22 protein-coding genes and 1 tRNA gene are annotated in these 25,795 nt (G+C 68.4%); 13 read left to right on the forward strand and 10 right to left on the reverse strand.

Translation table 11 applies throughout. From position 1 onward, the window contains the following. Positions 1 to 49 precede the first annotated feature (49 nt). Both HDC31_RS08320 and pepN read left to right on the forward strand, forming a co-directional pair. Entirely contained in the window at positions 50 to 2,503 is a 2,454-nt protein-coding gene (locus HDC31_RS08320; RefSeq protein WP_113681895.1) for a hypothetical protein, read from the forward strand. A 44-nt stretch (positions 2,504 to 2,547) separates the two neighbouring features. Further along, positions 2,548 to 5,034: an aminopeptidase N gene (gene pepN / locus HDC31_RS08325; RefSeq protein WP_113681896.1), complete on the forward strand. Its 2,487-nt coding sequence runs from the start codon at positions 2,548 to 2,550 to the stop codon at positions 5,032 to 5,034. Here the strand turns inward: pepN and HDC31_RS08330 are convergent. Further along, entirely contained in the window at positions 5,027 to 5,908 is an 882-nt protein-coding gene (locus tag HDC31_RS08330) for an aminoglycoside phosphotransferase family protein (protein ID WP_113681897.1), read from the reverse strand. The two genes, pepN and HDC31_RS08330, sit on opposite strands and share 8 nt — an antisense overlap. Before the next feature lie 3 nt (positions 5,909 to 5,911). Then, positions 5,912 to 6,550: an MBL fold metallo-hydrolase gene (locus HDC31_RS08335; RefSeq protein ID WP_113681898.1), complete on the reverse strand. Its 639-nt coding sequence runs from the start codon at positions 6,548 to 6,550 to the stop codon at positions 5,912 to 5,914. Positions 6,551 to 6,700: 150 nt separating this feature from the next. On the opposite strand from HDC31_RS08335, the gene HDC31_RS08340 reads away from it, so the two are divergent. Further along, a tRNA-Glu gene (locus HDC31_RS08340) sits at positions 6,701 to 6,773 on the forward strand. 60 nt (positions 6,774 to 6,833) lie between these two features. Here HDC31_RS08340 and HDC31_RS08345 read toward each other — a convergent pair. The 4 genes from HDC31_RS08345 to HDC31_RS08360 form a co-directional block, all read right to left on the reverse strand. Beyond that, positions 6,834 to 8,075, reverse strand: a complete 1,242-nt coding sequence (locus tag HDC31_RS08345) for an MFS transporter (RefSeq protein ID WP_113681899.1) — start codon at positions 8,073 to 8,075, stop codon at positions 6,834 to 6,836. Then, a complete protein-coding gene (locus HDC31_RS08350) occupies positions 8,075 to 8,623 on the reverse strand; it encodes a helix-turn-helix domain-containing protein (protein WP_058630582.1) in 549 nt (182 codons plus the stop codon). The genes HDC31_RS08345 and HDC31_RS08350 overlap by 1 nt, the downstream gene beginning before the upstream one ends. Positions 8,624 to 8,740: 117 nt before the next feature. Then, positions 8,741 to 9,883, reverse strand: a complete 1,143-nt coding sequence (locus HDC31_RS08355; protein WP_113681900.1) for a DUF4349 domain-containing protein — start codon at positions 9,881 to 9,883, stop codon at positions 8,741 to 8,743. After that, positions 9,880 to 10,440 (reverse strand): RNA polymerase sigma factor, encoded by a 561-nt coding sequence (locus HDC31_RS08360; RefSeq protein ID WP_058630584.1) that lies wholly within the window; start codon positions 10,438 to 10,440, stop codon positions 9,880 to 9,882. The genes HDC31_RS08355 and HDC31_RS08360 overlap by 4 nt, the downstream gene beginning before the upstream one ends. Before the next feature lie 281 nt (positions 10,441 to 10,721). On the opposite strand from HDC31_RS08360, the gene HDC31_RS08365 reads away from it, so the two are divergent. Beyond that, complete coding sequence (locus HDC31_RS08365; RefSeq protein ID WP_113681901.1) at positions 10,722 to 11,726, forward strand: TerC/Alx family metal homeostasis membrane protein; 1,005 nt, start codon at positions 10,722 to 10,724, stop codon at positions 11,724 to 11,726. Between the two features lie 49 nt (positions 11,727 to 11,775). After that, positions 11,776 to 12,273, forward strand: coding sequence for a DUF427 domain-containing protein (locus tag HDC31_RS08370; RefSeq protein WP_113681902.1), 498 nt, complete (start codon positions 11,776 to 11,778; stop codon positions 12,271 to 12,273). Between the two features lie 17 nt (positions 12,274 to 12,290). Here the strand turns inward: HDC31_RS08370 and HDC31_RS08375 are convergent, their stop codons facing one another. Next, entirely contained in the window at positions 12,291 to 13,604 is a 1,314-nt protein-coding gene (locus HDC31_RS08375; RefSeq protein ID WP_061017627.1) for an LLM class flavin-dependent oxidoreductase, read from the reverse strand. Further along, positions 13,601 to 14,896, reverse strand: coding sequence for an O-acetylhomoserine aminocarboxypropyltransferase/cysteine synthase family protein (locus HDC31_RS08380; RefSeq protein ID WP_058630586.1), 1,296 nt, complete (start codon positions 14,894 to 14,896; stop codon positions 13,601 to 13,603). The genes HDC31_RS08375 and HDC31_RS08380 overlap by 4 nt, the downstream gene beginning before the upstream one ends. 205 nt (positions 14,897 to 15,101) lie before the next feature. Between HDC31_RS08380 and leuC the strand changes: the two genes are divergently transcribed. The 6 genes from leuC to HDC31_RS08410 all read left to right on the forward strand — a co-directional run bounded on the left by leuC (position 15,102) and on the right by HDC31_RS08410 (position 21,449). Further along, positions 15,102 to 16,544 carry a 3-isopropylmalate dehydratase large subunit gene (gene leuC / locus HDC31_RS08385; protein ID WP_113681903.1) on the forward strand — a complete coding sequence of 481 codons (1,443 nt, stop codon included), beginning with the start codon at positions 15,102 to 15,104 and terminating at the stop codon, positions 16,542 to 16,544. 3 nt (positions 16,545 to 16,547) lie between these two features. Then, entirely contained in the window at positions 16,548 to 17,144 is a 597-nt protein-coding gene (leuD, locus tag HDC31_RS08390) for a 3-isopropylmalate dehydratase small subunit (protein ID WP_113681904.1), read from the forward strand. Positions 17,145 to 17,209: 65 nt separating this feature from the next. Further along, a complete protein-coding gene (gene murA / locus HDC31_RS08395; protein ID WP_113681905.1) occupies positions 17,210 to 18,577 on the forward strand; it encodes a UDP-N-acetylglucosamine 1-carboxyvinyltransferase in 1,368 nt (455 codons plus the stop codon). Then, the gene (locus tag HDC31_RS08400) at positions 18,574 to 19,338 is read left to right on the forward strand and encodes a 1-acyl-sn-glycerol-3-phosphate acyltransferase (RefSeq protein ID WP_046748443.1); all 765 of its coding nucleotides are present in this window, start codon (positions 18,574 to 18,576) and stop codon (positions 19,336 to 19,338) included. The genes murA and HDC31_RS08400 overlap by 4 nt, the downstream gene beginning before the upstream one ends. Beyond that, entirely contained in the window at positions 19,328 to 20,461 is a 1,134-nt protein-coding gene (locus tag HDC31_RS08405) for an NAD(P)H-dependent glycerol-3-phosphate dehydrogenase (RefSeq protein WP_113681906.1), read from the forward strand. Before HDC31_RS08400 ends, HDC31_RS08405 begins: the two co-directional genes overlap by 11 nt. After that, positions 20,367 to 21,449: a D-alanine--D-alanine ligase family protein gene (locus HDC31_RS08410; RefSeq protein ID WP_113681907.1), complete on the forward strand. Its 1,083-nt coding sequence runs from the start codon at positions 20,367 to 20,369 to the stop codon at positions 21,447 to 21,449. Before HDC31_RS08405 ends, HDC31_RS08410 begins: the two co-directional genes overlap by 95 nt. A gap of 20 nt (positions 21,450 to 21,469) precedes the next feature. On the opposite strand, the gene HDC31_RS08415 is transcribed toward HDC31_RS08410, so the two are convergent. Beyond that, entirely contained in the window at positions 21,470 to 21,952 is a 483-nt protein-coding gene (locus HDC31_RS08415; RefSeq protein ID WP_113681908.1) for a DUF3515 domain-containing protein, read from the reverse strand. Between the two features lie 23 nt (positions 21,953 to 21,975). Between HDC31_RS08415 and thiL the strand changes: the two genes are divergently transcribed. Next, on the forward strand, positions 21,976 to 22,971 hold the full coding sequence (thiL, locus tag HDC31_RS08420; protein WP_113681909.1) for a thiamine-phosphate kinase: 996 nt from the start codon (positions 21,976 to 21,978) through the stop codon (positions 22,969 to 22,971). On the opposite strand, the gene rsmD is transcribed toward thiL, so the two are convergent. Continuing rightward, on the reverse strand, positions 22,941 to 23,558 hold the full coding sequence (rsmD, locus tag HDC31_RS08425; RefSeq protein WP_058630593.1) for a 16S rRNA (guanine(966)-N(2))-methyltransferase RsmD: 618 nt from the start codon (positions 23,556 to 23,558) through the stop codon (positions 22,941 to 22,943). The two genes, thiL and rsmD, sit on opposite strands and share 31 nt — an antisense overlap. A 61-nt stretch (positions 23,559 to 23,619) precedes the next feature. Here rsmD and HDC31_RS08430 point away from each other — a divergent pair, with 61 nt between their 5' ends. Further along, on the forward strand, positions 23,620 to 25,794 hold the full coding sequence (locus HDC31_RS08430) for an ATP-dependent DNA helicase RecG (RefSeq protein WP_179516011.1): 2,175 nt from the start codon (positions 23,620 to 23,622) through the stop codon (positions 25,792 to 25,794). Position 25,795 lies beyond the last annotated feature (1 nt).

The raw sequence follows: 25,795 nt of genomic DNA on the forward strand, positions 1-25,795 counted from the left end.
CCGAACGCACGGCGCCGACCCCGCCGACCGCGTGTCCTAGGCTCGACTCATGCCCGTGCCCCGCACCCTCGACGAGCTCTGCCTGGGCCTCGGGCGGATGCGTGTGGACGCGGGCTCGCCGTCGTATGCCGAGATCGCCCGTCGGATCGGCGGGGTGCGTCACGGTGCCGAACCGCCGAAGGTGACCGTCTACGACTGCTTCCGTCCGGGACGGCGACGCGTGGACCATCGTCTGGTGGGCGATATCGTCCGCGTGCTCGGGGGCGATGACGAGGAGGCTGCGCGGTGGCGGGAGACCGCGCGGCTTCTCAACGGTGCGCGATCGGGGGTGCACGTCGAGGTGGCACTCGGAATCCGGGATCCCGCGGGCGCGGAGATCGGACGCGAAGAGCTGCTGACCGCTCTTCCCGATGCCGACGTGCTGGTTCTCACCGGTCTGCCGGGGGCGGGGAAGACCACTCTCGCCTCGGCGCTGGCCGGCCGTTCGCCGGTGCTCACCGTGCACTTGCGCGAATCCGACACCGAACGCCCTCCGGCGGATCCGATCGACGTCCTGCGGCGGATGCTGGGGGCTCTCGGAGTCCGCTCCCTTCCCTACGAGCTGCCGCGTCTTCGTGAGCAGCTGCGGATCAGCGCGCGCGAGTTGACGGTCGTCATCGAGGACGCGGGTGACCCGGTGCGGTTGGCTGCGCTGCTGGTTCCCGGTGTGCGGTTCATCGTGACGGCGCGCGTCGACCTCGGGGGCCTCGAGGAGCGTCTGTCCCCGACGGCTCTGCGCGTGGAGAGGGTCGTCGTCCCGCCGATGTCGCACGCAGAAGCCGAGCGCCTGCTCGATCACCTCCTCTCCCTCGACGGGGCTTCCTCGACCGTGATCAGAGGGAGCAATGAGCGTGCGGCGGCGTTGCGGCGCATCGTCACCGTGGCGGGTGGCCTGCCGCTCGATCTGGTGATGCTCGCCGGGATCATCCGTGAACACGAGGGGTGGTCGTTCGCGGACCTGGCATCGCGGTTCGAGCATGAGCCACGCGACGTGCGCATCCGACCTGTTCTGGAGGCGGCGACACGATCCCTGCCGACGGGCGAAGCCGATCTCCTCGCGAACGCCGCGCTGCTCGACCGAGAGGTGGAGGAAGGTGTGCTCATCGCAGCCGGAGGCCCCGCCGCCGCACGCGATCTGCACCGTCTGCATGCCCGGCACCTCGTGGAGCTGCGCCAGGGACGGGTGCGGATGCACGACACGGTGTTCTCCTTCGCCGCAGAGCGGTCGCGCTCCCTCCGCCCGTCATCCGTCCGCAGGGACTTCGTCCGCGACTCCGCGTCCGCCGTGCTGGTCCGGATGGAAGAGGATCCCGACTTCGCCGCGCGTGAGGTGGGGACCGTGCTCGCGGTGGCGTCGGCGGCTCGCGAGCACGGTCTCGATTCCGAAGTGGAACGGCTGGCGATCACATCGCACCCGGTGCTGTCCCGCTGGTCGCTCTGGAGCGAATCGCTGCAGCTGCACGATCTGGCAGCCCGCGGAGACGGCCTCGACCTGGTGCCCGACATCGCTCTCGGCGTGGCGCACTGCGCGGAGAAGCTCGGGCGGCTGGACGAAGCGCTCATCATCCTGCACCGCGTGCGTCGTATCGCTTCGGGCGCGGCTCTCGCCCGCACCTGGAACCAGATCGGCAACGTGCAGCGCTGGATGAGTCACCTCGAGCAGGCGCTGGTCTCCTATGAACGGGCGATCGCACACGCGCGCGACGCGGGGGACAGGGTCGTCGAAGGGCGGGCAACCGGCAACCATGCGGACACCCTTCGCATCCTCGCCCGCTACCGGGAGGCGCTGCAGGGCTACACCGCTGCGCTGAGCATGGCGAAGGCGGAGAGGGACGAGCTGAACGTGGCTGTCGTGCGCGGCAATCGCCCGCTGCTGTTCCTCGCGATCGGACACCTCGATGCTGCGGACGAGGAACTGCAGGAGCTGATAGACGAATCGAACGGTGAACCGCTGCCGTTCGTCCGCCGGACGCGTGCGCTCATCGCGGAAGCACGGGGTGACGACCTGCGGGCCCGTGGACTGTGCGCCGACGCGATGGGCGCCCTGCAGTCCGCAGGAGAGTTCGCGACATCGGCCGATCTCGAACTCCTCGGCGCCCGGATCGACGGGCGGAACGGCCAGTCCGATCGCGCGCGGACGACGGCGCAGCGGATCCTCCGGGAGGCGGAGCGCGCGGGGTCGCCCTTGATCGCCACCGAGGCTGCGAATTCGCTCGCCGAGATCCTGGTCCTCGCTGCGGCGAGCGACTCCGCGTCCCCGCATCTCCTCGCCGAGGCCGAGCGGCACGCAGAAGAGGCGCGGAGCGTCGCGGAGGCGACCGGAGACCGCGCCGAAGTCGCACGCAGCGACGCGATCCTGTCGCGCATCGCGTTCGCACGTCACGACGACGACGCAGCAGCGGCCCGGTCGCACGCGTCCGCACAGGTGTACTCGGCGATCGGACACCGGCTCCGACCGACGTGAGCGTGAGGACGATCCGTCGGGCATCCGGGTGACAGGATGGATGCATGGACACAGCCAACCTCACCCGCGAGGAGACGGCCGCGCGATCCGCCGCCGTCACCGTGCATCGCATCCGCGTCGAGCTCGACCTGACCGGTGCGCCGGAGCGCGCCCGTACCGGGTTCCCGACGGTGACGACCCTCGAGTTCGATGCGACGGGGGAGAGCACTTGGCTCGACTTCATCGGCGAAGAGGTCCGGAGTGTCTCGGTGAACGGCGTCGATCAGGAGGTCGTCTACGACGGCGCGCGCATCTCGCTCTCCGGTCTCGCGGCCGCCAACGTCGTGCGGGTCGAGGCGGTCGCGGCGTACAGCCGATCCGGTGAGGGACTGCACCGTTTCCATGACCCTGTGGACGACGAGACCTATCTCTACACGCAGTACGAGCCGGCGGACGCGCGCAGGGTGATGGCATGCTTCGAGCAGCCGGACATGAAGGCCGAGTACACGTTCGTCGTGGACGCCCCCACCGGGTGGCAGGTGCTCTCGAATCAGTCGCCTGCGCACACCGACCTGGGTGTCGGCGTGCAGCGTGTGGAGTTCGCCCCGACTCTGCCGATCTCGAGCTACATCACAGCGGTCGCTGCCGGTCCGTACTCGCGCGTCGACGGCGAGTGGCGGCGCGATGAGCAGCACATCGCCCTCGGCGTGCTCGTCCGGCGTTCGCTCGCCTCGCACCTCGACGCGGACGAGATCCTCGAGGTCACCAGGCAAGGGCTGGACTTCTTCACGGAGGCGTTCGCCTACCCATACCCGTGGGGTAAGTACGACCAGATCTTCGTGCCGGAGTACAACCTGGGCGCGATGGAGAATCCGGGTCTCGTGACCTTCACGGAGGCGTATCTCTCCCGCGGGGCGGCCACGGATGCACAGCGCGCTGCGCGGGCGAACACGATCCTGCACGAGATGGCGCACATGTGGTTCGGAGACCTGGTCACCATGACCTGGTGGGACGACCTCTGGCTGAAGGAGTCGTTCGCCGACTACATGGGCGCGCACGCGTCGGCGGTGGCGACGCGCTACCAGGACGCCTGGGTGACGTTCGCCGCGCGACGGAAGGCCTGGGCCTATCAGCAGGATCAGCTGCCCACGACCCACCCGATCGTCGCGGACATCACCGATCTCGAGGCGGCGAAGCTGAACTTCGACGGGATCACCTACGCCAAGGGTGCGGCTGTTCTGAAGCAGCTCGTGGCATTCGTCGGCGATGACGCGTTCTTCGAGGGCGCCCGCCGGTACTTCGCCGCCAACGCGTTCGGCAACACGACGCTGAACGACTTCCTGGTGCAGCTGAGCGCGGTCTCGGGCCGCGACATGAGCGACTGGTCGGCGGCATGGCTGCAGACCTCCGGAGTGTCGACGCTGTCGACGGAGACGGACGAGGAGGGACGCTCCGTCCTGGTGCAGACGGACCCGAGGCCCCACCGGCTCCGCATCGGCATGTACGAACGTCTCGACGGTCGTGTGCTCCGTCGCGAGCAGCAGGAGCTCGACGTGATCGGTGAGCGCACCGGGATCGAGCTGCCCGACGCCGATCTGGTGCTGCTCAACGACGACGACCTCACTTATGTGAAGGCGCGTCTGGACGCACGCTCCCTCCGCACGGTCGAGGAGTCCCTGTCCGCGATCGATGATCCGCTGGCACGTGCCCTCGTGTGGTCCTCGCTGTGGAACGCGACCCGCGACGGCGAGCTCGACGCGCTGCGCTACCTCCGAATCGTGCGCAGCCATGCGGCGGAGGAGTCCAACATCGGGCTGTTGACGGGCGTGCTGCCGAACGCGATCTACACGATCCGTCACTTCGTGCCGGACGCGAGTCGCGACGAGGAGCAGCGCCGCTGGACCGACACGGTGTGGAGCGCACTGGAGGCCGCCGATGCCGGCAGCGACGCGCAGCTCTCCTGGGCCCGAGCGTTCGCGACCGCGTCCGCTTTCGACGATCGTCGTCACGAAGAGGTGCGCGCGCTGCTGGAGGGGAATGTCCCGGAGGGGCTCGTGATCGACCCCGACCTGCGCTGGCAGCTCCTCACCGCGCTCGTGACCGTGGGGCAGGCTGATGACGAAGACGTGACGGCGGAGCAGGAGCGGGACGACACCGGCGACGGACGCACGGCTGCACGGCGCGCCCGTGCCTCACGGCCCGACGCGGATGTGCGGCGCGACGCATGGGACTCCGCGTGGAACGACCTCTCGCTCAGCAATGATCATCTCGATGCGGTGATCGGCGGCTTCCGTGCGGGGGGACGCCGTGATCTCATCTCCGAGTTCGACGACGAGTATTTCGTGCGGATCGGCCGAGCCTGGTCAGAGCGCAGCATCGAGATCGCGCGGCGCCTGGTCATCGGGCTCTTCCCCGCGTCGGAGTCGGTGGAGCCGGTGGATGCGTGGCTGGCCGCGAATCCGGCAGCGCCTGCCGCCCTCCGGCGGCTCGTGATGGAGCAGCGGGACCATCTCGCGCGCGATCTCCGTGTGCGTGCAGCTTCGGTCAGCTGATCAGTTCGGCGGCCGTCTGCTGACCGAGCGCGCGCAGATCCGCGCGATCATCGCTCGAGTGGCAGAGGATCGCGGCCATGGCCGCAGCCCAGGCTCGTGCCCTGACCCAGGTCGCGTCGTCGTACCTTCCGCCGGTGGCTCGGCGGAAGACATGTCGACCTTCGGCGTCGAAGGCGAGCCACCCTGCTGCGAGGTCGTAGGCGGGGTCGCCGGAGGTCACGTCGCCGAAGTCGATCACGGCGGACAGCCTGTCGCCGTCGATCAGGATGTTTCCGGGATGCAGGTCGCCGTGGATCCAGACCGGCTCCGTGGCGGGCTCGGCCTCGAGTCCCGCTGACCAGAGTTCTCCGAGAGGCGTGGCGATCGCTGCGGTCAGTTCGGCGAGTCGATCTCTGATGCTCTGGTCGCGTGCCACCAGCGGGACGCCGCGCACAGGGTTCACGGGTGCGTCGGCGGGCGCTTCGCGGTGGAGCAGGAGGAGGGCTGTCGCGAGTTGGGAGGCCCACGAGGTGTTGTCGCGGCGGGGGAGCCCGAGCGCCTGCCTCCCCGGCAGCCAGGGCACGATCGACCAGGGCCAGGGGAACTCCGGCGTCGGGGCGCCTGCGAACACCGGTAGAGGCGTGTGGATGTTCACGGCTGCGAGATGCATCGCGAAGAGGGGGAGTGCGTGCTGCTCGTGACGGATGAGCGGCGCTGCCCTGAGCCGGCGGGGCATGCGCACGGCGAGGTCCGATCCGAGACGCCAGGTGACGTTGTCCCAGCCCTCCGCGAAGCGCGTCAGCGGGAGGTCGCCGAGCTCGGGAGCCACCGTCCGAACGAGCCGTCTCACGCCGTGCTCGTCCAGGGTGAGCTCCGCGGCGGGGGAGCCGACCATGTTTCAGAGGTCGAGGGAGTCGCCGGGTTCCAGCACGAAGAACTCGCCGCCGCCCTGTTCGGTCGCCCACTGGAGCCGCTGACGATGCATGTTCTTGCCGATCACGGAAAGCGTCATGTCGTGGGTTCCGAACGCCCGGCGCGGCGCGACAGCCAGCACATAGTCCATGGCCTCGCCGATCTTCAGCCAGGGTGCGCCGAGGGGAGCGGCGAGGGTGCCGACGGAGACGCCCTCAGGGACCGCGTACGAGTCGCCGGGGTAGTAGAGCTCGTCGTTGATCAGCACGCCGACGTTCTCGACCGTCGGAAGCGAGGAGTGGATGACCTCGTGGGTGCCGCCGAAGAACCGCAGTGTGAAGCTGCCGACCTCCACCGAGTCCCCGGGGTTGACGACCGTGATGTCGTAGCCCTCGGCGGCGCGGGCGACACCGGCCGGCGCGAAGATCGGCGTCCCCGGTGCGTCGCGCAGGAGGCGGTCGAAGTGCTCGGATGTCCAGTGGTCCGGGTGCTCGTGGGTGATCATGATGGCCACCAGATCGGTGAGGTCGTTCAGCGGAGCGGTGAACGACCCGGGATCGACCAGGAGGGTCTCATCGTTCGCATCGATACGGAGGGCGGCATGTTCGAACTTGGTGACGCGCATGGGAAGAGTCAACTCCTTCGGAACGCGCACGGCAAACGGATCCGGTGCGCCACGCCCGGGATTCGTGACGGGGAGGCGTCGATTTGGCGCAGTGAGAATCGCCGTGGCATACTTGAACGGTTGTCGCGGAACGGAAACACTCCGCCAGACGGCCCCATCGTATAGCGGCCTAGTACGCTGCCCTCTCACGGCGGTAACGCGGGTTCGAATCCCGCTGGGGTCACACAACAGAGAAAGCCTCCGGTTCGCCGGAGGCTTTCTCATTTCCCAGGGTGGTCGTCGCTCATACAGCAGGCCTCAACGACAGCGACCGGAATAAACGGTTGCTCAGGGGCAGGATCATCAGCGCCATCATGGCTCCTCCGAAGAGTGCGAACGGCACCCAGAGCGCCGTCGACGACGCGAGAGCACCGAATCCGGCCATCGCCAGCGGCATCAGACAGTCGTCGCCGAGGCGCGTGAGCGAACTCATCCGGCCGAGGTAGGCGGTGTCGACGGTGGCCGAGAACGTCGCGCTCAACAGCACCGATGCGTAACCAGCCGTCGCGCCGATGACGAAGGCCGCCACAGCGACGCTCCACGCCGGCCCTATTCCGAGCGCGATGATCCCGGCGCCCTGAAGCACCAGCGCCCGGAACCCGCCGCGGGCCTCGTGGCTCGGACGCCACTTCGCGACGGAGATCGCGCCGAGCGCTGCACCGAGCCCGAGCAGCGCTTCGAAGAGTCCGACGGCCTGCGCGCCCCACCCCTCCGCATGGGCGCGGAGGGCGAGTCCGATTCCGATCGCTGGGCCGACCGCCAGATTGAGCCCGGAGAGGGCGATCACGAGCGTGCGGGTCGTGGGATTATCGGCGAGGTGCGCGAACCCGCGTGCGATCCCGCGCAGTGCCGACTCCTTCTCCGCTCTGGCGAGGCGGAAGCGCGGGCGGAGCCAGATCGCGATGAAGGCGACGACCAGTGTGAAGGTCAGGGCGTTCACGGACGCGCTTCCCGCAAGGCCGGCATGGGCCACGATGAATCCGCCTATCGCCGCCCCTCCCATGGTCCCCAGCCGCGAGGCCGTCTGAGCTGCTGCGCCGTAGGAGGGAAGGTCGGCGGCTCGCACGAGCTGACGGGCGATCGTCCCGGCGGACGGCTCGTAGAACGCGTCGCACACCCCGAACGCGATCGCCGCGAACAGCAGAACCGAGACGGTGGGCGGGGTGGCGAGCACCCACAGCGCCACGGCGACGAGCACGCCCACGCGCAGCACGTTGAACACGAGCATGATGCGGCGCGGGTCCGCGCGGTCGGCGATCACCCCTCCGAACAGCAGGATCACGGCACGCGGCACGGTACCGGCAGCGACGATCAGACCGGCGACAGCGGGGGAGGCCACCTGGACGGCCGTCCAGGCGAGCGCGATGGTCCACAGCGCATCGCCGGCATCCGACAGCGCCTTCACTCCGATCCAGGCGTGCACGAGACGATCGCGACGGAAAGGGGGAGGGGCGACGATCTCCTCCGGGTCGCTGACGGCGGACATCAGGGCTCCGTCGGGAACGCGTGCGCGAACACGAAGACTGGAGCACGGCGTCGGCCGTCGTCGAGATCGATGCCGTCCTGCCACTCCCTGATCGTCTCGAGGAGCCGCGCGGAGAGATCCCGTAGCTCGTCGGGTGAGGCCCACGCCGTGGTCTCCGTGTTGGATCCGTCGTACTCGGCGTATGCGGGGTCATGACGATGGCGATGCCAGCGCTGGAGCCGGTCGATCTGCATACGGATACCCTGACGCTGCGCCTCACGGGCGAGGAGGGCATCGGCGGGCGAGTCCGCGTAATCGTCTGTCGACCAGGTGAGACCCCGACGTGCCACTCTCCACCAGCTCGTGCGCTTGTCTCCGTCGGGATCAGGGGCGCGTTCGACGACGCCGGAGCGCTCCAGCATGCGAAGGTGATGGCTGATGCTGCCGACCTGACTGTCCAGCGCGCGGGCGATCGCCGTGACCTGTGCCGTTCCGTACAGGAGCAGATAGTCGTAGATGCGGCGGCGCAGCGGATGGTGCACAGCGGTGATAACGGAGATGTCTTCCACGGAAGACGACGCTAGGCTCACGGCGTCAAACGCACAAGGGTTCTTGTATACCGCGGAAAATCAAGGAACAGGCCGGTTCCTCACGTCAGGAGAACCGGCCCATTCCACGTCGGGCGATCAGTTGCCTTCGGCGGCCTCGGGCTGGGACGGGACCTGCTGGTCGCGACGACGCCGGCGCCGCCGGGCGCGGCGGATGAGCCAGACGAGCAGCACGACGGCGCCCGCGATCGCGAGCCAGGGGAGGAGGAAGCCGACCGCGATCACCAGAGCATTCAGCGACACGACGAGTCCGTTCCATCCCGCCATCAGACCGTCCCCGAAACCCGCAGGGTCGGCAGTCGTCGGTGCGGTCGCCTTCGTCAGCTGCACCTGCAGCGACGACATGGCGACCTGGTCGTCGAGCGCGGCGAGTTGCTGTTCGTACGATTCGAGCTGCGCCTGACGGTCGGTGAGCGCCACCTCGGCCTCGATCAGCTCGGAGACGCTGCCCGACTGCGCCATCAGGTGCGTGAGCCGCTCGACGGACGCCTTGGTGGAGTCGACCCTGGCCTGCAGGTCGATCGTGACGGAGGTCACATCCTGCTTCGAGGTGGAAGAGGAGAGTACTTCGCCGGTGTCGTCGAGTGCGGCGATCGCCTTCGGGAGGTCGGCGGATGGCACTCGGATGCTGATCCAGCCGTATGCCGAGTCTGCGGGATCTGGAACGGGCTCGGACGAGCCGTCGACGGCGACCGACTTCCCGATCTCGGTGCTCTCGACGTAGCCGCCGTGCTCCTCGGCAAGAGCGGCGATCTCAGCTGCTGCTTCGGAGATGTCCTTCACCTGAACGGTCGCCTGCGCCGTGGCGATGATCTCGCGACCGCTGTCGTTCGCCGCAACGCCGGGAAGCGCACCCGCGCTCGCGTCCGGGCTCAGAGCGCCGTCCGGTGCCGACTCGGCGGTCAGACCCGTGATCCGCTCGGGACCCGACGGTGCAGCATCCGTGGCGGAGTCTTCGGACATGCTGACGCCGTCGGCGGTGACGGAGCTCGCCCCGCCGACCGCGCTGAGGATGGGCGGGGTCACGAGAACTCCGACAGCGAAGGCTGCAGCGATACCGCCTGCCGTGAGCCAGCCGCGTCGCCGCGACCGCGTCTCTTTCGCGGTGCGCGGTGCCCGCGCCCGCTCTGCGGCGATCTCTGTGAACACGGCGTCTTCGATGCGGGCGATGGTCTCGTCCGAGAGCTCTGGCAGGTCGCCGCTGGTGGTCTGGTCGTTCATGCGTCCCTCGCTTCGGTCACGGCGCCTCGCAGCTGCGTGCGCACTCGTGAGAGACGGTTCCGGACGACGGCGTGCGTCACCCCGAGCTCATCCGCAGCGACCTGGTAGGCGTATCCCTCCGTGGCGCACAGACGGAAGACCTCACGATCCAACTCGCTGAGCGTGCCCACCTCGCGGGTGATCCGCGCCGCGAGCTCCGCGGTGATGACCTGTTCCTCGACGCTCACCGTGTCCGCCAGCAGTGTCTCGTCGACGGCCTCGGCGGTGTGCGCCTGGTCTCGCCGACGCTGCCGGAGCCGATTCGCCGCCTGGAACCGGCAGATCGTGGCGAGCCACGGAAGGATCGACTCGCCCCGGAGTTCGAGGTCGGGCAGCTTCCGCCAGGCGACGACGAACGTCTCCTGTGTCACGTCCTCGGCATCCGCCGACGAGGCGAGGATTCCCTGAGCGATCCAGTACACGGGTCGCACGTGAGCGCGGTACAGCTCGCGGAAGGCGCTCTCGTCGCCGCCCGCGGCCTGCGCCGCCCATCTCTGATCATCTGTGTGCAGGGGCATCCTGGTTCCGTTCGGTGTCTCTCACGAGGAGAGTGTCGATCGCCGCCCCATCGTCTCAGATCGGTGGTCCATGCCGAGCGGGCGGATGAGATTCGAATGCAATCCGTTCCCGCTCGCCCCGTGCCTCGGGTAGCATTGCCCGGGCGAGAGGGAGTATCCCGCAAACACGCGTCCGTCATCACGAGCACCGTCATCGTTGCTCCGGGCGCGCGACGCACATCCGTGCGGGGGAGAGACTTTCGACTCCTTCCCGACCCCTCCGCGAAAGGTCCAGTGCGCCCTTGGAAATCCCCGTCTGGTTCGAGATCACCTCGATGGTCGTCCTCACGATCATCCTGATCGGTGACCTGCTGCTCATCCGGCTGCGGCCGCACATCCCGTCGACGAAGGAATCCACCCTCTGGGTCGTGTTCTACGTCGGCCTCGCGCTGCTGTTCGCGGTGCTCCTCGGCAACGTCGGCGGCTGGCAGAACGCGGGCGATTTCATCACCGGGTGGGCGCTGGAGTACAGCCTCTCGATCGACAACCTGTTCGTGTTCGTGCTGATCATGGCGCAGTTCGCCGTACCGCGGCGCCTGCAGCAGCAGGTGCTCATGATCGGCATCATCATCGCGTTGGTGCTGCGCGGGCTCTTCATCCTGGCCGGTGTCGCGATCGTCGAGAACTTCTCGCCGATCTTCTACATCTTCGGCGCGTTCCTCATCTGGACCGCGATCCGTCAGGCGATGCCGGAGGGTGACCACGAGGGAGAGGTGCAGCGCGAGAACTTCATCGTCCGTCTGCTGCGTCGTCGAGTCGACATCAGCGAGACCTATGACGGCTCGAAGATCCGCACGACGGTCGACGGCAAGCGGATGTGGACGCCCATGGTGATCGTCTTCATCACGATCGGTGTGACCGACCTGATCTTCGCGATCGACTCGATCCCCGCGATCTTCGAGATCACGACGAACGGCTTCCTCGTCTTCGCGGCGAACATCTTCGCGCTCATGGGTCTGCGTCAGCTGTACTTCCTGCTCGGCGATCTGCTCGATCGCCTGCGCTACCTCCACTACGGCATCGCCGTCATCCTCGGCTTCATCGGCGTGAAGCTGATCCTGCACGCCCTGCATGTCAACGAGCTGCCGTTCATCAACGGCGGGGAGCACGTGGAATGGGTCCCCGACATCAGCAACATGGTCTCGCTCGGCGTGATCCTGGCGTCGATGACCATCGCCACGGTCGCGAGCCTCATCGCCTCCGCGCGTGAGAAGCGGGCGGCGCGGACCACGACCCCCGTCGAATGACGCGGCACGGTATCGCGCGACACATCGCGAGCAGACGTAGGGTGAGCAGATGCACACGCCGCGCCCCATCGTCCCCGCCGCTGGGCAGGAATCCGTCTGGGACTACCCGAGGCCACCGCGTGTCGAGGCAGTCGTGGAGCGCATCACGATCCGGCTCAGCGGCCAGCTGATCGCCGACACGGTGGACGCCGTCCGCGTGCTGGAGACGAGTCATCCTCCGGTCTACTATCTTCCGATCGCGGACTTCGTCCCCTGTGCTCTCGTCGCCGCCGCCGGCTCGTCGTTCTGCGAGTTCAAGGGCTCCGCACGATACTTCGATGTGCGCGCCGGCGACACAGTGCGCCCAGGAGCCGCCTGGACCTACCCGCAACCGGCTCGCGGGTTCGAGATCCTGTCCGATCGGGTCGCCGTGTACGCGGGGCAGATGGATGAGTGCACCGTCGGCGACGAGGTCGCTTCTCCGCAGCCGGGCGGGTTCTACGGCGGCTGGGTCACCTCGTGGGTCGTCGGCCCCTTCAAGGGCGTTCCCGGCTCGCGGGGTTGGTGAGGCTCGGTCGGGATCGGTCAGAACTGGTGGAGGTTCGCCTGCAGGCCGCCCTCCGCGTACTCGCGCCGGAGGATGCCGCGTCGACGCAGGACGGGGACGAGCTCGTCGAGCGTGCGGTGGAGGGTCACCGGATGGAAGTCGCCCCAGAGCAGCACGCCGTCGTTGCCCCATTCGCCGAGCTCCTCGATCAGATCGGCGAACTCGTGCGCGGTCCCGACGAACCCCGTACGGTCCGTGATCCTGCCGGTGCGGGCGAGGGCTGTGAGGTGAGCGCGCAACGGGGCATCCTGGTCGCGATCGCCGACCAGACGCTGGATGCTCCCACGGGAGACGTGCGCTCCGAAGATGGAGATGTCGAGTGGCTCGTCGAGGTCGAGGGAGGTCAGATCGGTCTCGAGGTCGCTCGACTGCTTGCGCGCGATCTGGACGAGGGCGGAATCGTCGGGCTGCGCCGACGCCGCGACGATCCGATCGGCCTCCTCGCTCGACGACGTGATCACGGGCTGGATGGCGAAGAGGATCTTGATGTCCTCAGGTCGCCTTCCCTTCGCGAGCGCGGCATCGTGCACCTTGGCGCGATACTCTCGCACGGATTTCTCGTGCAACGGAGCGAGCGCGAGCTGCACATCGGAGTTGGCGCCTGCGAAGCCGAGCCCGCGGCCGGAACCGCCGGGTGAGACGATCGCGGGATCCCCGTCGGTGAAGGGCACGGCGTTCAGCGGCCCGTCGAAGGCGAAGTACTCGCCGCGATGCTCGGTGGCCCGCAGCCGGCTGCCGTCCGCGAAGACACCGGTCTCACGGTCGGCGATCAAGGCGCCGTCATCCCAGCTGCGCCACAGGGCGCGGATACCGGAGAGCCATTCCTCTGCCCGGTCGTATGCCTCGTCGTGACCGAGCTGCGCCGCGTCGGAGAAGTGCCGTGCGCTGCCCGTGTCGGTGACGACGTTGAGGCCCAGCCGGTGTCCGCTCAGGTGCTGCAGCGTCGCGAACTGCCGCGCCGCGGTGTACGGGAGGTAGGCCGCCGGGTTGACGGTGGGCACCACGCCGAGGTGCCTGGTGGCCTGGAAGAGGTAGGGCGCGAGGAGAAGAGGGTCGTGTTTGGGGCCGCCGAACGCATGCCGCACGCGCAGGTCGATCGTCGAGGGCGATCCCAGCGACGGCGCATCCTCGATGATGACGAGATCGAACCCCGCCTGTTCGAGCGTGCGTGCGGCGTGCTGATAGACGTCGGGGCGCGTCCAGTCGTAGTCCCAATCGAGCGCGGGGTAGCCCCACCCCTGCGGCCCGAAGCCGCGCGCGAGGAACCAGCCGAAGTGCTGTGGGCGGCTCATGCCACCGTCTCCCGCACGTGCTGCAGCACGTGGGACAGGTCGGAGATGAGATCGTCCACGTCCTCGATGCCGATCGAGAGTCGCAGAGTTCCCGGACGGACGCCGAGGACCTCGCGCTCCTCTTCGGTCCGCTGGGCATGACTCGTCGTTCCTGGGTGCAGCACCAGAGAGCGCACGTCGCCGATGTGGGTCATGTGCGTGAAGACCTGCACGTGCTCGACGAATCTTCGAGCCGCCGGAAGCCCTCCTCGCAACGTGAACGTGAAGATCGAGCCGGAGCCACCATCGAGATACCGTCGCCCGAGTTCGTGATCCGGGTGGGAGGGGAGCCCGACGTAGTCCACGCTCTCGACTTCGGCGTGCTGCTCCAGCCACTGCGCGATCTGCAGTGCATTCCGTGACTGCCTCTCCACACGCAGCCCCAGGGTCTCCACGCCCTGCCCGATCAGGAAGGCGTTGAGAGGCGAGGGGGAAGCGCCGAATCGCGGGGCCACGGACTCTCGCGCGTACCCGATCCGTGCGCGTCCGCCGTGGCGGGCGAAGACGCTGGGCGTGTCACCACGACCGGGAAGGACCAGGTGGGGTGCATTGTGGCCGGCGAGGTCTGCGTCGAAACGGCCGTCGTCGACGATCACACCGCCGAGGACGGATCCGTGCCCGGCGAGGAACTTCGAAGCGGAGTGCACCACGATGGCCGCACCATGCTCGATCGGACGCAGCAGCGCCGGCGTCGCCAGCGTGTTGTCGACGATCAGCGGGATCGCGTGCTCGTCGCCGATGTCGCTGACGCCGCGCACATCGAGAACGTCGTTGCGGGCGTTCGCGAGCGACTCCGCGAACAGTGCCCGCGTGTTCGGGCGGATCGCGGCACGCCAGGCCTCCGGGTCGGAGATGTCGTCGATGAACGTGGTCTCGATGTCGAGTCGGGCCAGGTTGTCGAGGAAGAGACCCCTCGTCCCTTCGTAGATGTGCGTGGAGGAGACGATGTGATCGCCGGCACCCGCGACGGTGAGCAGAGCCGTCGCCACGGCGGCCTGCCCGCTCGCGACCAGAACCGCGTCCGCCCCCGACTCGAGAGCGGCGAGCTGGCGCTCCACCGCGCGCACCGTGGGGTTCCCCGTTCGGGTGTACCCGAATCCGGTACCGGTGCTGAAATGATCCGCCGCGTGGTCGAAGTCGTCGAACTCGAAGCCCGCAGTGAGGTAGATCGGCGTGGCCCGAGAGGCGGCCGTCTCTCTGCTTCTCGCCGCATGGACCGCGCGGGTGGCGAAGCGGGCGGTGTCGACGGTCATGCGGTGCCTCTCGGTCGGTCGATGCGCAGCTGGTGCGGGTGTCCTCAGAGTGTCATGACGGGTCGGGGCATGTCGGAGCGGTGGTAATCTGACGTCATGCGGACCGTGCTCCTTCTTCTTAGGCGCCGCGACGAGACCTCGTTCTGAGCCCCTCCTCGTCGCGGAGTCCATCGTGGGCCGAACCGCCAGCCACAGGAGACACGCCATGACCACCACCGCCGGTGCGGATTCCGCACGCCCCAGGACACTCGCCGAGAAGGTCTGGGACGACCACCTCGTCGTGAAGGGCGAGGACGGGGAGCCCGACCTCATCTACATCGACCTCCACCTCGTGCACGAGGTCACCAGCCCGCAGGCGTTCGACGGCCTGCGCAGCGAGGGGCGTCCACTGCGGCGCCTCGACCTGACGATCGCGACCGAGGACCACAACACCCCGACGTGGGAGATCGACAAGCCGATCGCCGACCTGACCAGCCGGACGCAGATCGAGACGCTCCGACGCAACGCTGCCGAGTTCGGTGTGCGTCTGCACTCGCTCGGCGATGCGGAGCAGGGGATCGTGCACGTCGTCGGTCCTCAGCTCGGATTGACGATGCCCGGGATCACCGTGGTCTGCGGTGACTCGCACACGTCCACCCACGGCGCGTTCGGTGCGATGGCGTTGGGCATCGGCACCAGCGAGGTCGAGCACGTCATGGCGACCCAGACGCTTCCGCTCAAGCCCTTCAAGACGATGGCCATCAACGTCGAGGGCACTCTGCGTGCCGGCGTCACGGCGAAGGACATCATCCTGGCCGTGATCGCGAAGATCGGGACCGGAGGCGGTCAGGGCTACGTCCTCGAGTACCGCGGCAGTGCGATCCGAGCGCTCTCCATGGAGGGTCGCATGACGATCTGCAACATGTCGATCGAGGCCGGTGCCCGCGCCGGGATGGTGGCGCCGGACGAGACGACCTTCGCCTACCTCGAGGGCCGCCCGCACGCCCCGAAGGGCCAGGACTGGGACGATGCCGTCGCTTACTGGCGCACGCTCCCGACCGACGACGGGGCGACGTTCGACGCGGAGGTCTTCATCGACGCCGACGAGCTGGAGCCCTTCGTGACGTGGGGCACCAACCCCGGACAGGGGAGCTCGCTCTCCGCCGCGGTTCCGAATCCCGCCGAGATCGCCGACCCGAACGAGCGCGCGGCCGCCGAGCGCGCCCTGGAGTACATGGATCTGACTCCGGGTACGCCACTCAAGGAGGTGCCGGTCGACGCGGTCTTCATGGGCTCGTGCACCAACAGTCGCATCGAGGATCTGCGCGCGTTCGCATCGATCATCCAGGGCAAGAAGAAGGCCGATGGCGTGCGCGTCATGGTGGTGCCCGGATCCGCCAGAGTGCGCCTGGAGGCTGAGGCCGAGGGCCTGGACAAGGTGATCAAGGACTTCGGTGCGGAGTGGCGCTTCGCCGGCTGTTCGATGTGCCTGGGCATGAACCCCGATCAGCTGGCCCCGGGGGAGCGCTGCGCATCGACATCGAACCGCAACTTCGAGGGTCGTCAGGGCAAGGGAGGGCGCACTCACCTCGTGTCGCCCCTCGTCGCCGCTGCGACGGCGATCCGCGGCACCCTGTCCAGCCCGAGCGACCTGACGGAAGGGTTCTGACCCATGGAGAAGTTCACCACCCACACCGGCATCGCCGCTCCGCTGAAGCGTTCGAACGTCGACACCGACCAGATCATCCCTGCGGTGTTCCTGAAGCGCGTCACGAAGACCGGCTTCGAAGACGCGCTGTTCCACGGCTGGCGCCAGGACCCCGAGTTCGTGCTCAACCAGCCGTCTTTCCAGGGTGCCTCCGTGCTCGTCGCCGGTCCTGATTTCGGCACCGGTTCCAGCCGTGAGCACGCCGTGTGGGCGTTGCGCGACTTCGGCTTCAAGGTCGTGCTCAGCCCGCGTTTCGCCGACATCTTCCGCGGCAATGCGGGCAAGCAGGGCCTGCTCGCCGCGACGATCTCGGAACAGGATCTCGAGCGGTTCTGGGCCGAGATCGACCGGAATCCCGGTGCGCAGATGACCGTCGACCTCGAGGCGCGCACCGCGTCGATCGGTGACGTCCAGGCCGAGGTCGGGATCGACGATTACACTAGATGGCGGCTCCTCGAAGGGCTCGATGACATCGGGCTCACGCTGCGCAACGAAGACAAGATCGCGCAGTTCGAGGCCCGTCGCGAGTCGTGGCGGCCCCGAACCCTTCCCGTTCAGTAGACGGTGGGGGCGGGGGAGCCAGGGGCAACCCGCCCCCGAAATCCGTAGATGAAGTGAGGCTCCGAATGACGACACCTGTGCGCGACGCTCTTCCGGACGGAGTCCCTGCACTCACCGGAGACGTCCTCGCCATTCGCGGCGGACGCCCGCTCCGGGGACGCGTCGACGTCAAGGGCGCGAAGAACCTGGCCACCAAGGCCATGGTCGCCTCGCTCCTCGGCGAGACCGTGAGCACACTGCGCGATGTGCCGGCGATCAGCGATGTGGCCGTCGTCCGCTCGTTGCTCGAAGTCCACGGCGTCCGCGTCTCAGAGGGCGATGAGCCCGGTTCGCTCGTGTTCGACCCGAGCGATGTGGAGTCCGCGCACTTCGAGGAGATCGACGCGCACGCGGGGGCATCGCGCATCCCGATCCTGTTCTGCGGCCCGCTGCTGCACCGTCTCGGCCAGGCGTTCATCCCCGACCTCGGCGGCTGCCGCATCGGCGACCGTCCGATCGACTTCCACCTGGACGCACTGCGCAAGTTCGGCGCCATCGTCGAGAAGCTCCCCAGCGGCATCCGCCTCTCGACCGGGGGAACCCGCCTGCACGGCGCGAACATCCACCTCCCGTACCCGAGCGTCGGCGCGACCGAGCAGGTGCTGCTGACAGCAGTCCGTGCCGAAGGCGTCACCGAGCTGCGCAACGCGGCCATCGAGCCCGAGATCATGGACCTGATCGCGGTGCTGCAGAAGATGGGCGCGATCATCTCCTACGAGCCGAACCGGGTCATCGTGATCGAAGGCGTGGAGAAGCTCCGCGGCTACGACCACCGCTCGATCTTCGACCGCAACGAAGCCACATCGTGGGCCTCCGCAGCGCTGGCCACCGACGGTGAGATCTTCGTCGGCGGCGCCAAGCAGCAGGAGATGCTGACCTTCCTCAACGTCTTCCGCAAGGCTGGCGGCTGGTTCGACATCCAGGAGGACGGCATCCTGTTCCGTCGCGACGGCGACATCAAGCCGGTCGTGATCGAGACGGATGTGCACCCCGGCTTCATGACCGACTGGCAGCAGCCGCTCGTGGTCGCACTGACCCAGGCGCACGGTCGATCGGTCGTGCACGAGACGGTGTACGAGAACCGCATGGGCTTCACCGACGCGCTCGTGAAGATGGGTGCCGACATCGTCGTGCACCCCCGGGGTCTGCAGGACGGACCGCGCCGCGTGCCGCGTCGCGACCTCGAACAGGCCGCCGTCATCACCGGCCCCACGCCGCTGCACGGTGCTGACATCGTGGTCCCCGACCTTCGCGGGGGATACAGCCACGTGATCGCAGCCCTGACGGCCACGGGCGAATCGAAGGTGTCGGGTGTCGACATCCTGAGCCGGGGGTATGAGAAGTTCCTCGCCAAGCTCGACGCGCTCGGCGCCGACTTCGACGTCATCCGGTGACCGCCGTGACGTCCCGTTCATCGGAGACGAAGCGTCCGAGCATCTTCTGGCCGCTCGCGGCGCTCGTCATCCCCCCGGTGTCGCTGATCGCGAAGATCCGGATCCGCGGGGCCGAGAAGCTGCCGCAGCAGGGTTCCTACATCTTGGCGCCCAACCACTACTCGGAGTTCGATCCGCTGATCGTCGCGGTCGCCGTGTGGCGTGCCGGTCGTGCGCCGCGGTTCATGGCCAAGGAGAGCCTGTTCAAGGTTCCCGTTCTCGGCTGGTTCCTGCACCGCACGGGCATGATCCCCGTCGCGCGGACGTCTTCTGCGGCGTCCGCGCGTCAGACGATGAAGCAGTCGGAAGAGCTCGTGGAGCACGGCCGCGGCGTGATCGTCTATCCGGAAGGCACGCTGACGCGGGATCCCGACCTGTGGCCGATGCGCGGCAAGTCGGGCGCGGTGCGACTGGCACTCGCCGACGGCATCCCGCTGATCCCGATGGCACAGTGGGGCACGCAGGAGATCATGGGGCGCTACCAGAAGGGTCTGAGCCTCTGGCCGCTGCGCAAGCCCGTGACGGTGCTCATCGGCGACCCGGTCGACGTGTCCGATCTGCGAGGGCGCGCCGGGGAGCCGGCAGCCCTCAACGAAGCGACCACTCGGCTCATGAACGCGATCACGGCGCTCCTCGAGGAGATCCGCGACGAGAAGGCACCGGCCGAACGTTGGAATCCCGCAACCCACGGCCAGAAGGAGACGGGACGCCTTGACTCCTAAGAGAACCGCGCCGGTCGGTCCACGAGTCGCCGTGATCGGCGCGGGCAGCTGGGGCACGACCTTCGGGAAGATCCTCGCCGACGGCGGCGCGCAGGTGACGATGTGGGCGCGCCGAGCCGAGCTCGCGCAGGAGATCAACGAGGGCAAGCGGAACTCCCGCTACCTGCCAGGGATCAACCTTCCGCGCACCATGGCTGCGACGCATGAGCTCGCGACCGCGCTCGACGGCGCCGACCAGGTCTACCTTTCCGTGCCGAGCCAGTCGTTGCGGGAGAACCTGAAGGCGCTGCGGCCGCTGATCGCCGACAGCGACACGAAGATCATCAGCCTCATGAAGGGCGTCGAGCGCGGCACCGGGCTGCGGATGAGTCAGGTCATCCAGCAGGAGCTGCGCTGCGACCCCGATCGCGTGGCCGTGGCGTCCGGGCCGAACCTCGCACTCGAGATCGCCCGTGAGCAGCCGACCGCAGCCGTCATCTCGTCGCGGAGCCAGGAGACGGCGGAGATCGTCGCACGCGCAGCACGGAACAGCTACTTCCGCACCTTCGTGAACACCGACGTGATCGGGACCGAGTTCGGCGGCGTCCTGAAGAACCTGATCGCGGTCGCGATCGGGATCGTCGACGGCGTGGGCTACGGCGAGAACACCAAGGCGTCGATCATCACCCGCGGACTGGTGGAGATGACCGACTTCGCCGTGGCGAACGGCGCGCATCCGGAGACTCTCCAGGGTCTCGCGGGTCTCGGCGATCTCATCGCCACATGCCAGTCCCCGTTGAGTCGCAACAACACCGCCGGGCGTCTGCTCGGACAGGGGTACAGCTTCCAGGACGTGGTGAAGCAGATGCAGCAGACCGCAGAGGGGCTCGCGTCCGTCGCGCCGATCCTCCAGCTGGCGCGCGAGGCGGAGATCGACATGCCCATCGTCGAGCAGGTGAAGATGGTGCTCGACGGCAAGATGGATCCGCGGGACATCGCACCCCACCTGACGACGGACGACGACACCCCGCAGGGTGAGAGGACCAACCATGGACAAGCAGACGGTGGTGGTGCTCTTCGGCGGGCGCTCCAGCGAGCATTCGATCAGTTCCGCAACGGCGGGGGGCGTTCTGGGGGCGATTGATCGCGACCGATACGACGTGATCCCCGTCGGGATCACTCGCGAGGGCGCTTTCGTGCTCGAGGACGACGACCCGGCGAAGTTCCCCCTGGACGCGGAGCACCTCCCGGAGGTCGTCGACAACGGCACGCGTGTCCTGTGGCCCGAGCCGGGAGGCGATCGCTCACTCCGTGTGGTGCAGACCGACGGCTCCGTCGCGGGCCTCGGTGAGATCGATGTCGTGCTCCCGATCCTGCACGGACCGCACGGCGAGGACGGGACGATCCAGGGATACTTCGACACGCTCGAGGTTCCCTACGCCGGTGGTGGCGTGCTCGATTCCGCACTGTGCATGGACAAGCACTTCATGAAGATCGCCCTGGAGGCGGCCGGGATCCCGGTCGCGCCCTGGGTGACGGTGCGGCGAAAGGACTGGGACCGTGACGCCTCCGACGTGCGCACGCGGGCCGCGGGCCTCGGTCTTCCTGTGTTCGTGAAGCCCGCGCGGGCGGGCTCGAGTGTCGGCGTCTCCAAGGTCGAGAATGCCGACGAACTCGATGCGGCGCTGGCCGTGGCGTTCGCCGAGGACGACAAGGTGCTGATCGAGACCGGCGTGAGCGGCCGCGAGATCGAGGTCGCCGTGCTCGAGGGCGTCGACGGCGTCCGTGCATCGCTCCCCGGGGAGATCGTGCTGACGTCGCGGGGTTTCTACGACTTCGAGGGCAAGTACCTCGGTGGGGACGGTGTGGACGTCGTGTGTCCTGCGGACCTCACTGAGGCAGAGCGCACCGCCATCCAGGAGATCGGTGTCCAGGCCTTCGAGGCGGTGGACGGGCGCGGGCTCGCGCGTGTCGACATGTTCCTGACACCGTCCGGCGAACTCGTGGTGAACGAGCTCAACACGATGCCGGGGTTCACGCCCATCTCGATGTTCCCCAAGTGCTGGGTCGCGTCGGGTCTGAGCTACGGCGATCTCATCACCGAGCTCGTCGAAGCCGGCCTTCGCCGCTGAGCGTCCGGTTCCTCGGGGGGTCAGCCTGCGGGGAACTCGACGCGATCAGTGCACTGCCCGGTGGCAGGCTGAAGCCCCGACTGGATGCTGGCCGAGATCTTGTCGACGATGGTCTGGAAGTCGATCTGCTCGCCGCGCTTGATCGTGACCTCCACCGCAGGGTCGCGACCGAATGTGACGAGGCGCTGACGCTCCTCCTCCTGCTCGAGGACCAGCCAGTCGACTCCGCCGATGGTCGTGCACACCAGCGCGGACGGAGCAGGGGGTTCTACGCCGCAGCGCAGAACGACCGTGGGGTCTCCCCACGCACCTGTCGCCTGCGCATCGGTGAAGACGCGATCGAGACCGCCGACGCTCTCCGGGAGCAGTACAGACACGTTCGCGCATGCGGGGTTGTTCGCATCCGCTGCGGGCTCGAGATGTACGGTGGTCGCACAGCCGGCGAGCACAGCGCTGAGTGCCGCTGCTCCGGCGAGGGCAGCGAGGCGACGGGAACGGGGCATGCTTCCAGGCTACCTTTGACAGCATGCCCTCCCGACCCGACGCCGACGATCCACGCCTGGGAGATGTGCCCGAAGGGCGCATTCTCCGCGCGATACTGTCACGCACACCGGCCGCCTCGCACGCGCTCATCGGGCCGGGCGATGACGCCGCAGTGATAGCGACCCCGTCGGGCTCCGTGGTGGCGACGACCGACACGCTGGTGCACGGCCCCGACTTCCGCCTCGCCTGGTCCAGCGGATACGACCTCGGCTGGAAGTCCGCGGCGGTGAATCTCGCGGACGTCGCTGCCATGGGCGCGCGCCCGACGGCGCTCCTGGTCGCACTCGCGGTGCCGCGTGAAATGCGGCTCTCCTTCGTCGAGCGACTCGCCGACGGCTTCCGGGATGCCTGTGCCGCGCTCGCGCCGGGCTGTGCGGTCGTCGGTGGTGATCTCACCGTCTCCGACACGTTGACCGTCGCGGTCACGGCCCTGGGCGACCTGGAGGGACGCGCAGCGGTGACGCGGAGCGGCGCACGTCCTGGTGACGTGGTCGCCGTCGCCGGGGAGCTCGGTCACGCGGCACGCGGTCTCGCCGTTCTGTTCGGGAGGTTCCGGGATGGGGATGTGCCGGTGCCCGTCGACCCTGGCGCTCTCGCAGCAGGCGAGAGCGAAGCGGTGAAGGCGCAGTTGCGCCCGTCGCCCCCGATCGGTCTCGGTGCGGTGGCGGCGACGGCCGGCGCGACCGCCATGATGGACATCTCCGACGGGCTGGCACTCGATGCGCGACGGATGGCTGCCGCGTCCGGCGTGACGATCGCCCTCGACAGTGCGCTCCTCGGCGCCGATCCGGCGCGAGCTCTCGCCGGGGGAGAGGATCACGCGCTGCTCGCCACCTTTCCCGAGGCGCTCCTGCCGCCGGCGTTCCGAGCCATCGGTAGGGTGCGCGCCGCCGGCGATGAGGACCTGCTGTGCGATGAGCAGCCGGTCGACCTCAGCGGTTGGGATCCCTATCGGGACTGGGACTCGGCCGCGGGCTGACCCACGGGGCCAGGGTCCTCGTCCTCCGTCGCTGGCTCGGCCCACCACAGGGTGGTGTCGCCGTACGACTTCTCGCGGAACTGCTCCAGGTTCGCGGCGCCGAAGTCCGGAGGCGTGGACCGACGAGCTCGTTCCACCACCACCACCGCGTCCGAGGACAGCAGCGGTGCGAGCGCGACGAGGTCGGCCGTCATGGCCGCGTCGTCGAGGTCGTAGGGCGGATCGCTGAACACGAGGTCGTAGGGTCCGACGGCGCGATGCAGGAAGGCATGCGCCGTGCTCTCGTGAACGCGTCCGAGCGGGAGGCTCCCCGCCTTCGCGACGACTTCCGCGTTGCGTCGGACGATGGCTGCGGCCTGGCGACCGCGTTCCACGAATTCGACGCTCGCTGCTCCACGGCTGAGCGACTCGAGTCCGAGGGCACCCGAGCCGGCGTACAGGTCGAGGACCCGTGCACCGGCGATGGCGCTCAGGGACTCCAGTGCGCCGAACAGCGATTCGCGTACACGGTCGCTCGTGGGTCGGGTTCCCGAGCCCGGAACCTCGAGCCGGGCCCCTCTCGCGCTGCCTGCGATGATCCTCGTCACCCGTTCACGATACGACAGCTCGCGTGCCCGCCGTGTCCGTCGTGTTCCCTAGACTCGGAGCATGTCGCTCACGCTCGATTCCTCGTTGGAGGACGCCATCGGTGCGGCGTCGTCCAAGACGCTCGGTCGGGCCTTCGGCATGAAGAGCGTCGGCGACCTCCTGTCCCACTACCCTCGCCGCTACGCCGATCCGGGAGAGCTGACGCCCATCCGTGACCTCCCGCTCGGCGAGACAGTCACCATCGTGGCCGAGGTGCTCTCCTCGAGCTTCCGACGGATGCGGAACCGTCCCGGTGCGATGGTCGACGTCGTGATCGGCGACGGCATCGGACGCATGTCCCTCACGTTCTTCGCGAAGAACGTCGGCGCGGCGGAGTGGCGCTCGAAGGACCTCGCAGTCGGTCGTCGCGGCGTGTTCTCCGGCAAGGTGGGGGAGTTCAACGGCGTGACGCAGTTCGCCCACCCCGAGTACGAGCTGTTCGATGACGAGGACGCCGCCCGTCGCAGCGCCGACGCGCGCGCCACCGTGCCGATCCCCATCTACCCCGCCACGTCCACGATCCAGACATGGCAGATCGCCCGACTCGTCGGTCGGGTTCTCGACGACCTGGCAGAGGCGCCCGATCCCCTGACCGCGGAGATCAGGGAGCGGGAAGAACTGCTCACCGCGCGCGAGGCTCTGGAGCTCGTGCATCGCCCGCGGACGCGGAACGACATCGATCCGGCCGTGCGGACGCTGCGGATGCATGAGGCCCTCACCTTGCAGACGGCACTCCTCCAGCAGCGCGATGCGATCCGGGCGCTGGCCGCCACGTCTCGCCCCTCGATGCCCGGCGGGTTGCTCGAACGTTTCGATGCGAGCCTCCCGTACACGCTCACCGCCGACCAGGAGACGGTGGGACGACAGATCGCCGCGGACCTCGTGGGCGCCTGGCCCATGAACCGTCTGGTCCAGGGAGAAGTCGGCTCCGGCAAGACCCTGGTCGCTCTGCGGGCGATGCTGCAGGTGGCGGAGAGCGGCGGCCAGGCCGCCTTGATCGCGCCGACGGAGGTGCTCGCAGGGCAGCACCTTCGCTCGATCACCAAGATGCTCGGTCCCGATCTCGCGCCGCTGTTGATGCCGACACTCCTGACCGGTCAGATGGCGGCGGCCGATCGCCGCAAGGCTGCCCTGCGGGTCGCCTCGGGTCAGGCACTGATCGTCGTGGGTACTCATGCGCTGCTGGGCGAGAAGACCACCTTCGCCGATCTCGGTCTGGTCGTCGTCGACGAACAGCATCGGTTCGGCGTCGAGCAGCGCGAGGCGCTGCGCGCGAAGGGATCGAGTCCGCACGCGCTGGTGCTGACCGCGACTCCGATCCCGAGGACGGTCGCGATGACCGTCTTCGGCGATCTAGACACCTCCGTGATCCGCACCATGCCGGCCGGGCGTGCCGGCATCGAGTCCTTCGTCGCCCCGCTCGCAGAGCACCCGGGGTGGTTCAACCGTGTGTGGGAGCGCGCCGCCGAGGAGATCGCCCAGGGACGGCAGGTCTTCGCGGTGTGCGCCGCGATCGACACGGCCAAGAAGACGACAGAGGCGGGGGAGCAGCAGGCACTCGCTCCGGAGGGAGCGTCAGGGCCGCGCTGGGGCGTGGTGCAGCTCGATGAGGCGTTGGCGACCCATCCGACGCTGGGCGGACTGCGGCGTGCCGTGCTCCACGGTCGTATGCCAGCGGATGAGAAGGATGCCGTGATGCAGTCGTTCGCACGCGGTGACATCGATCTGCTCCTGGCCACGACCGTGATCGAGGTGGGCGTCGACGTGCCGAACGCGTCGACGATGATCGTCCTCGACGCGGACCGGTTCGGGATCTCTCAACTGCATCAGCTCCGCGGCCGGGTCGGTCGAGGCGGCGTGCCAGGGCTCTGCCTGCTCGTGACCGAGGCCGAGGCGGGCACGCTGGCCCGTGAGCGCGTCGATGCGGTGGCGGCGACTCTCGACGGGTTCGCCCTGGCGGAGGTCGATCTCGAGCTGCGCGGCGAAGGCGACGTGCTGGGCGCCGCCCAGGCGGGCGTTCGCTCCTCTCTGAAGCTGCTCAGGGTGGTGAAGGACGCAGGGCTGATCACCCGCGCACGCGAGGTCGCGGAAGGTATCCTCGCCGCCGACCCGCAGCTGGCTGATCACCCGGGTCTCCGCGAAGCCATCGGGCGCCGGGTGAGCGACGAGGATCGGGCGGCGCTGGCGAAGAACTGAC

The organism is Microbacterium sp. JAI119, assembly GCF_013410135.1.
GTDB lineage: Bacteria > Actinomycetota > Actinomycetes > Actinomycetales > Microbacteriaceae > Microbacterium > Microbacterium oxydans.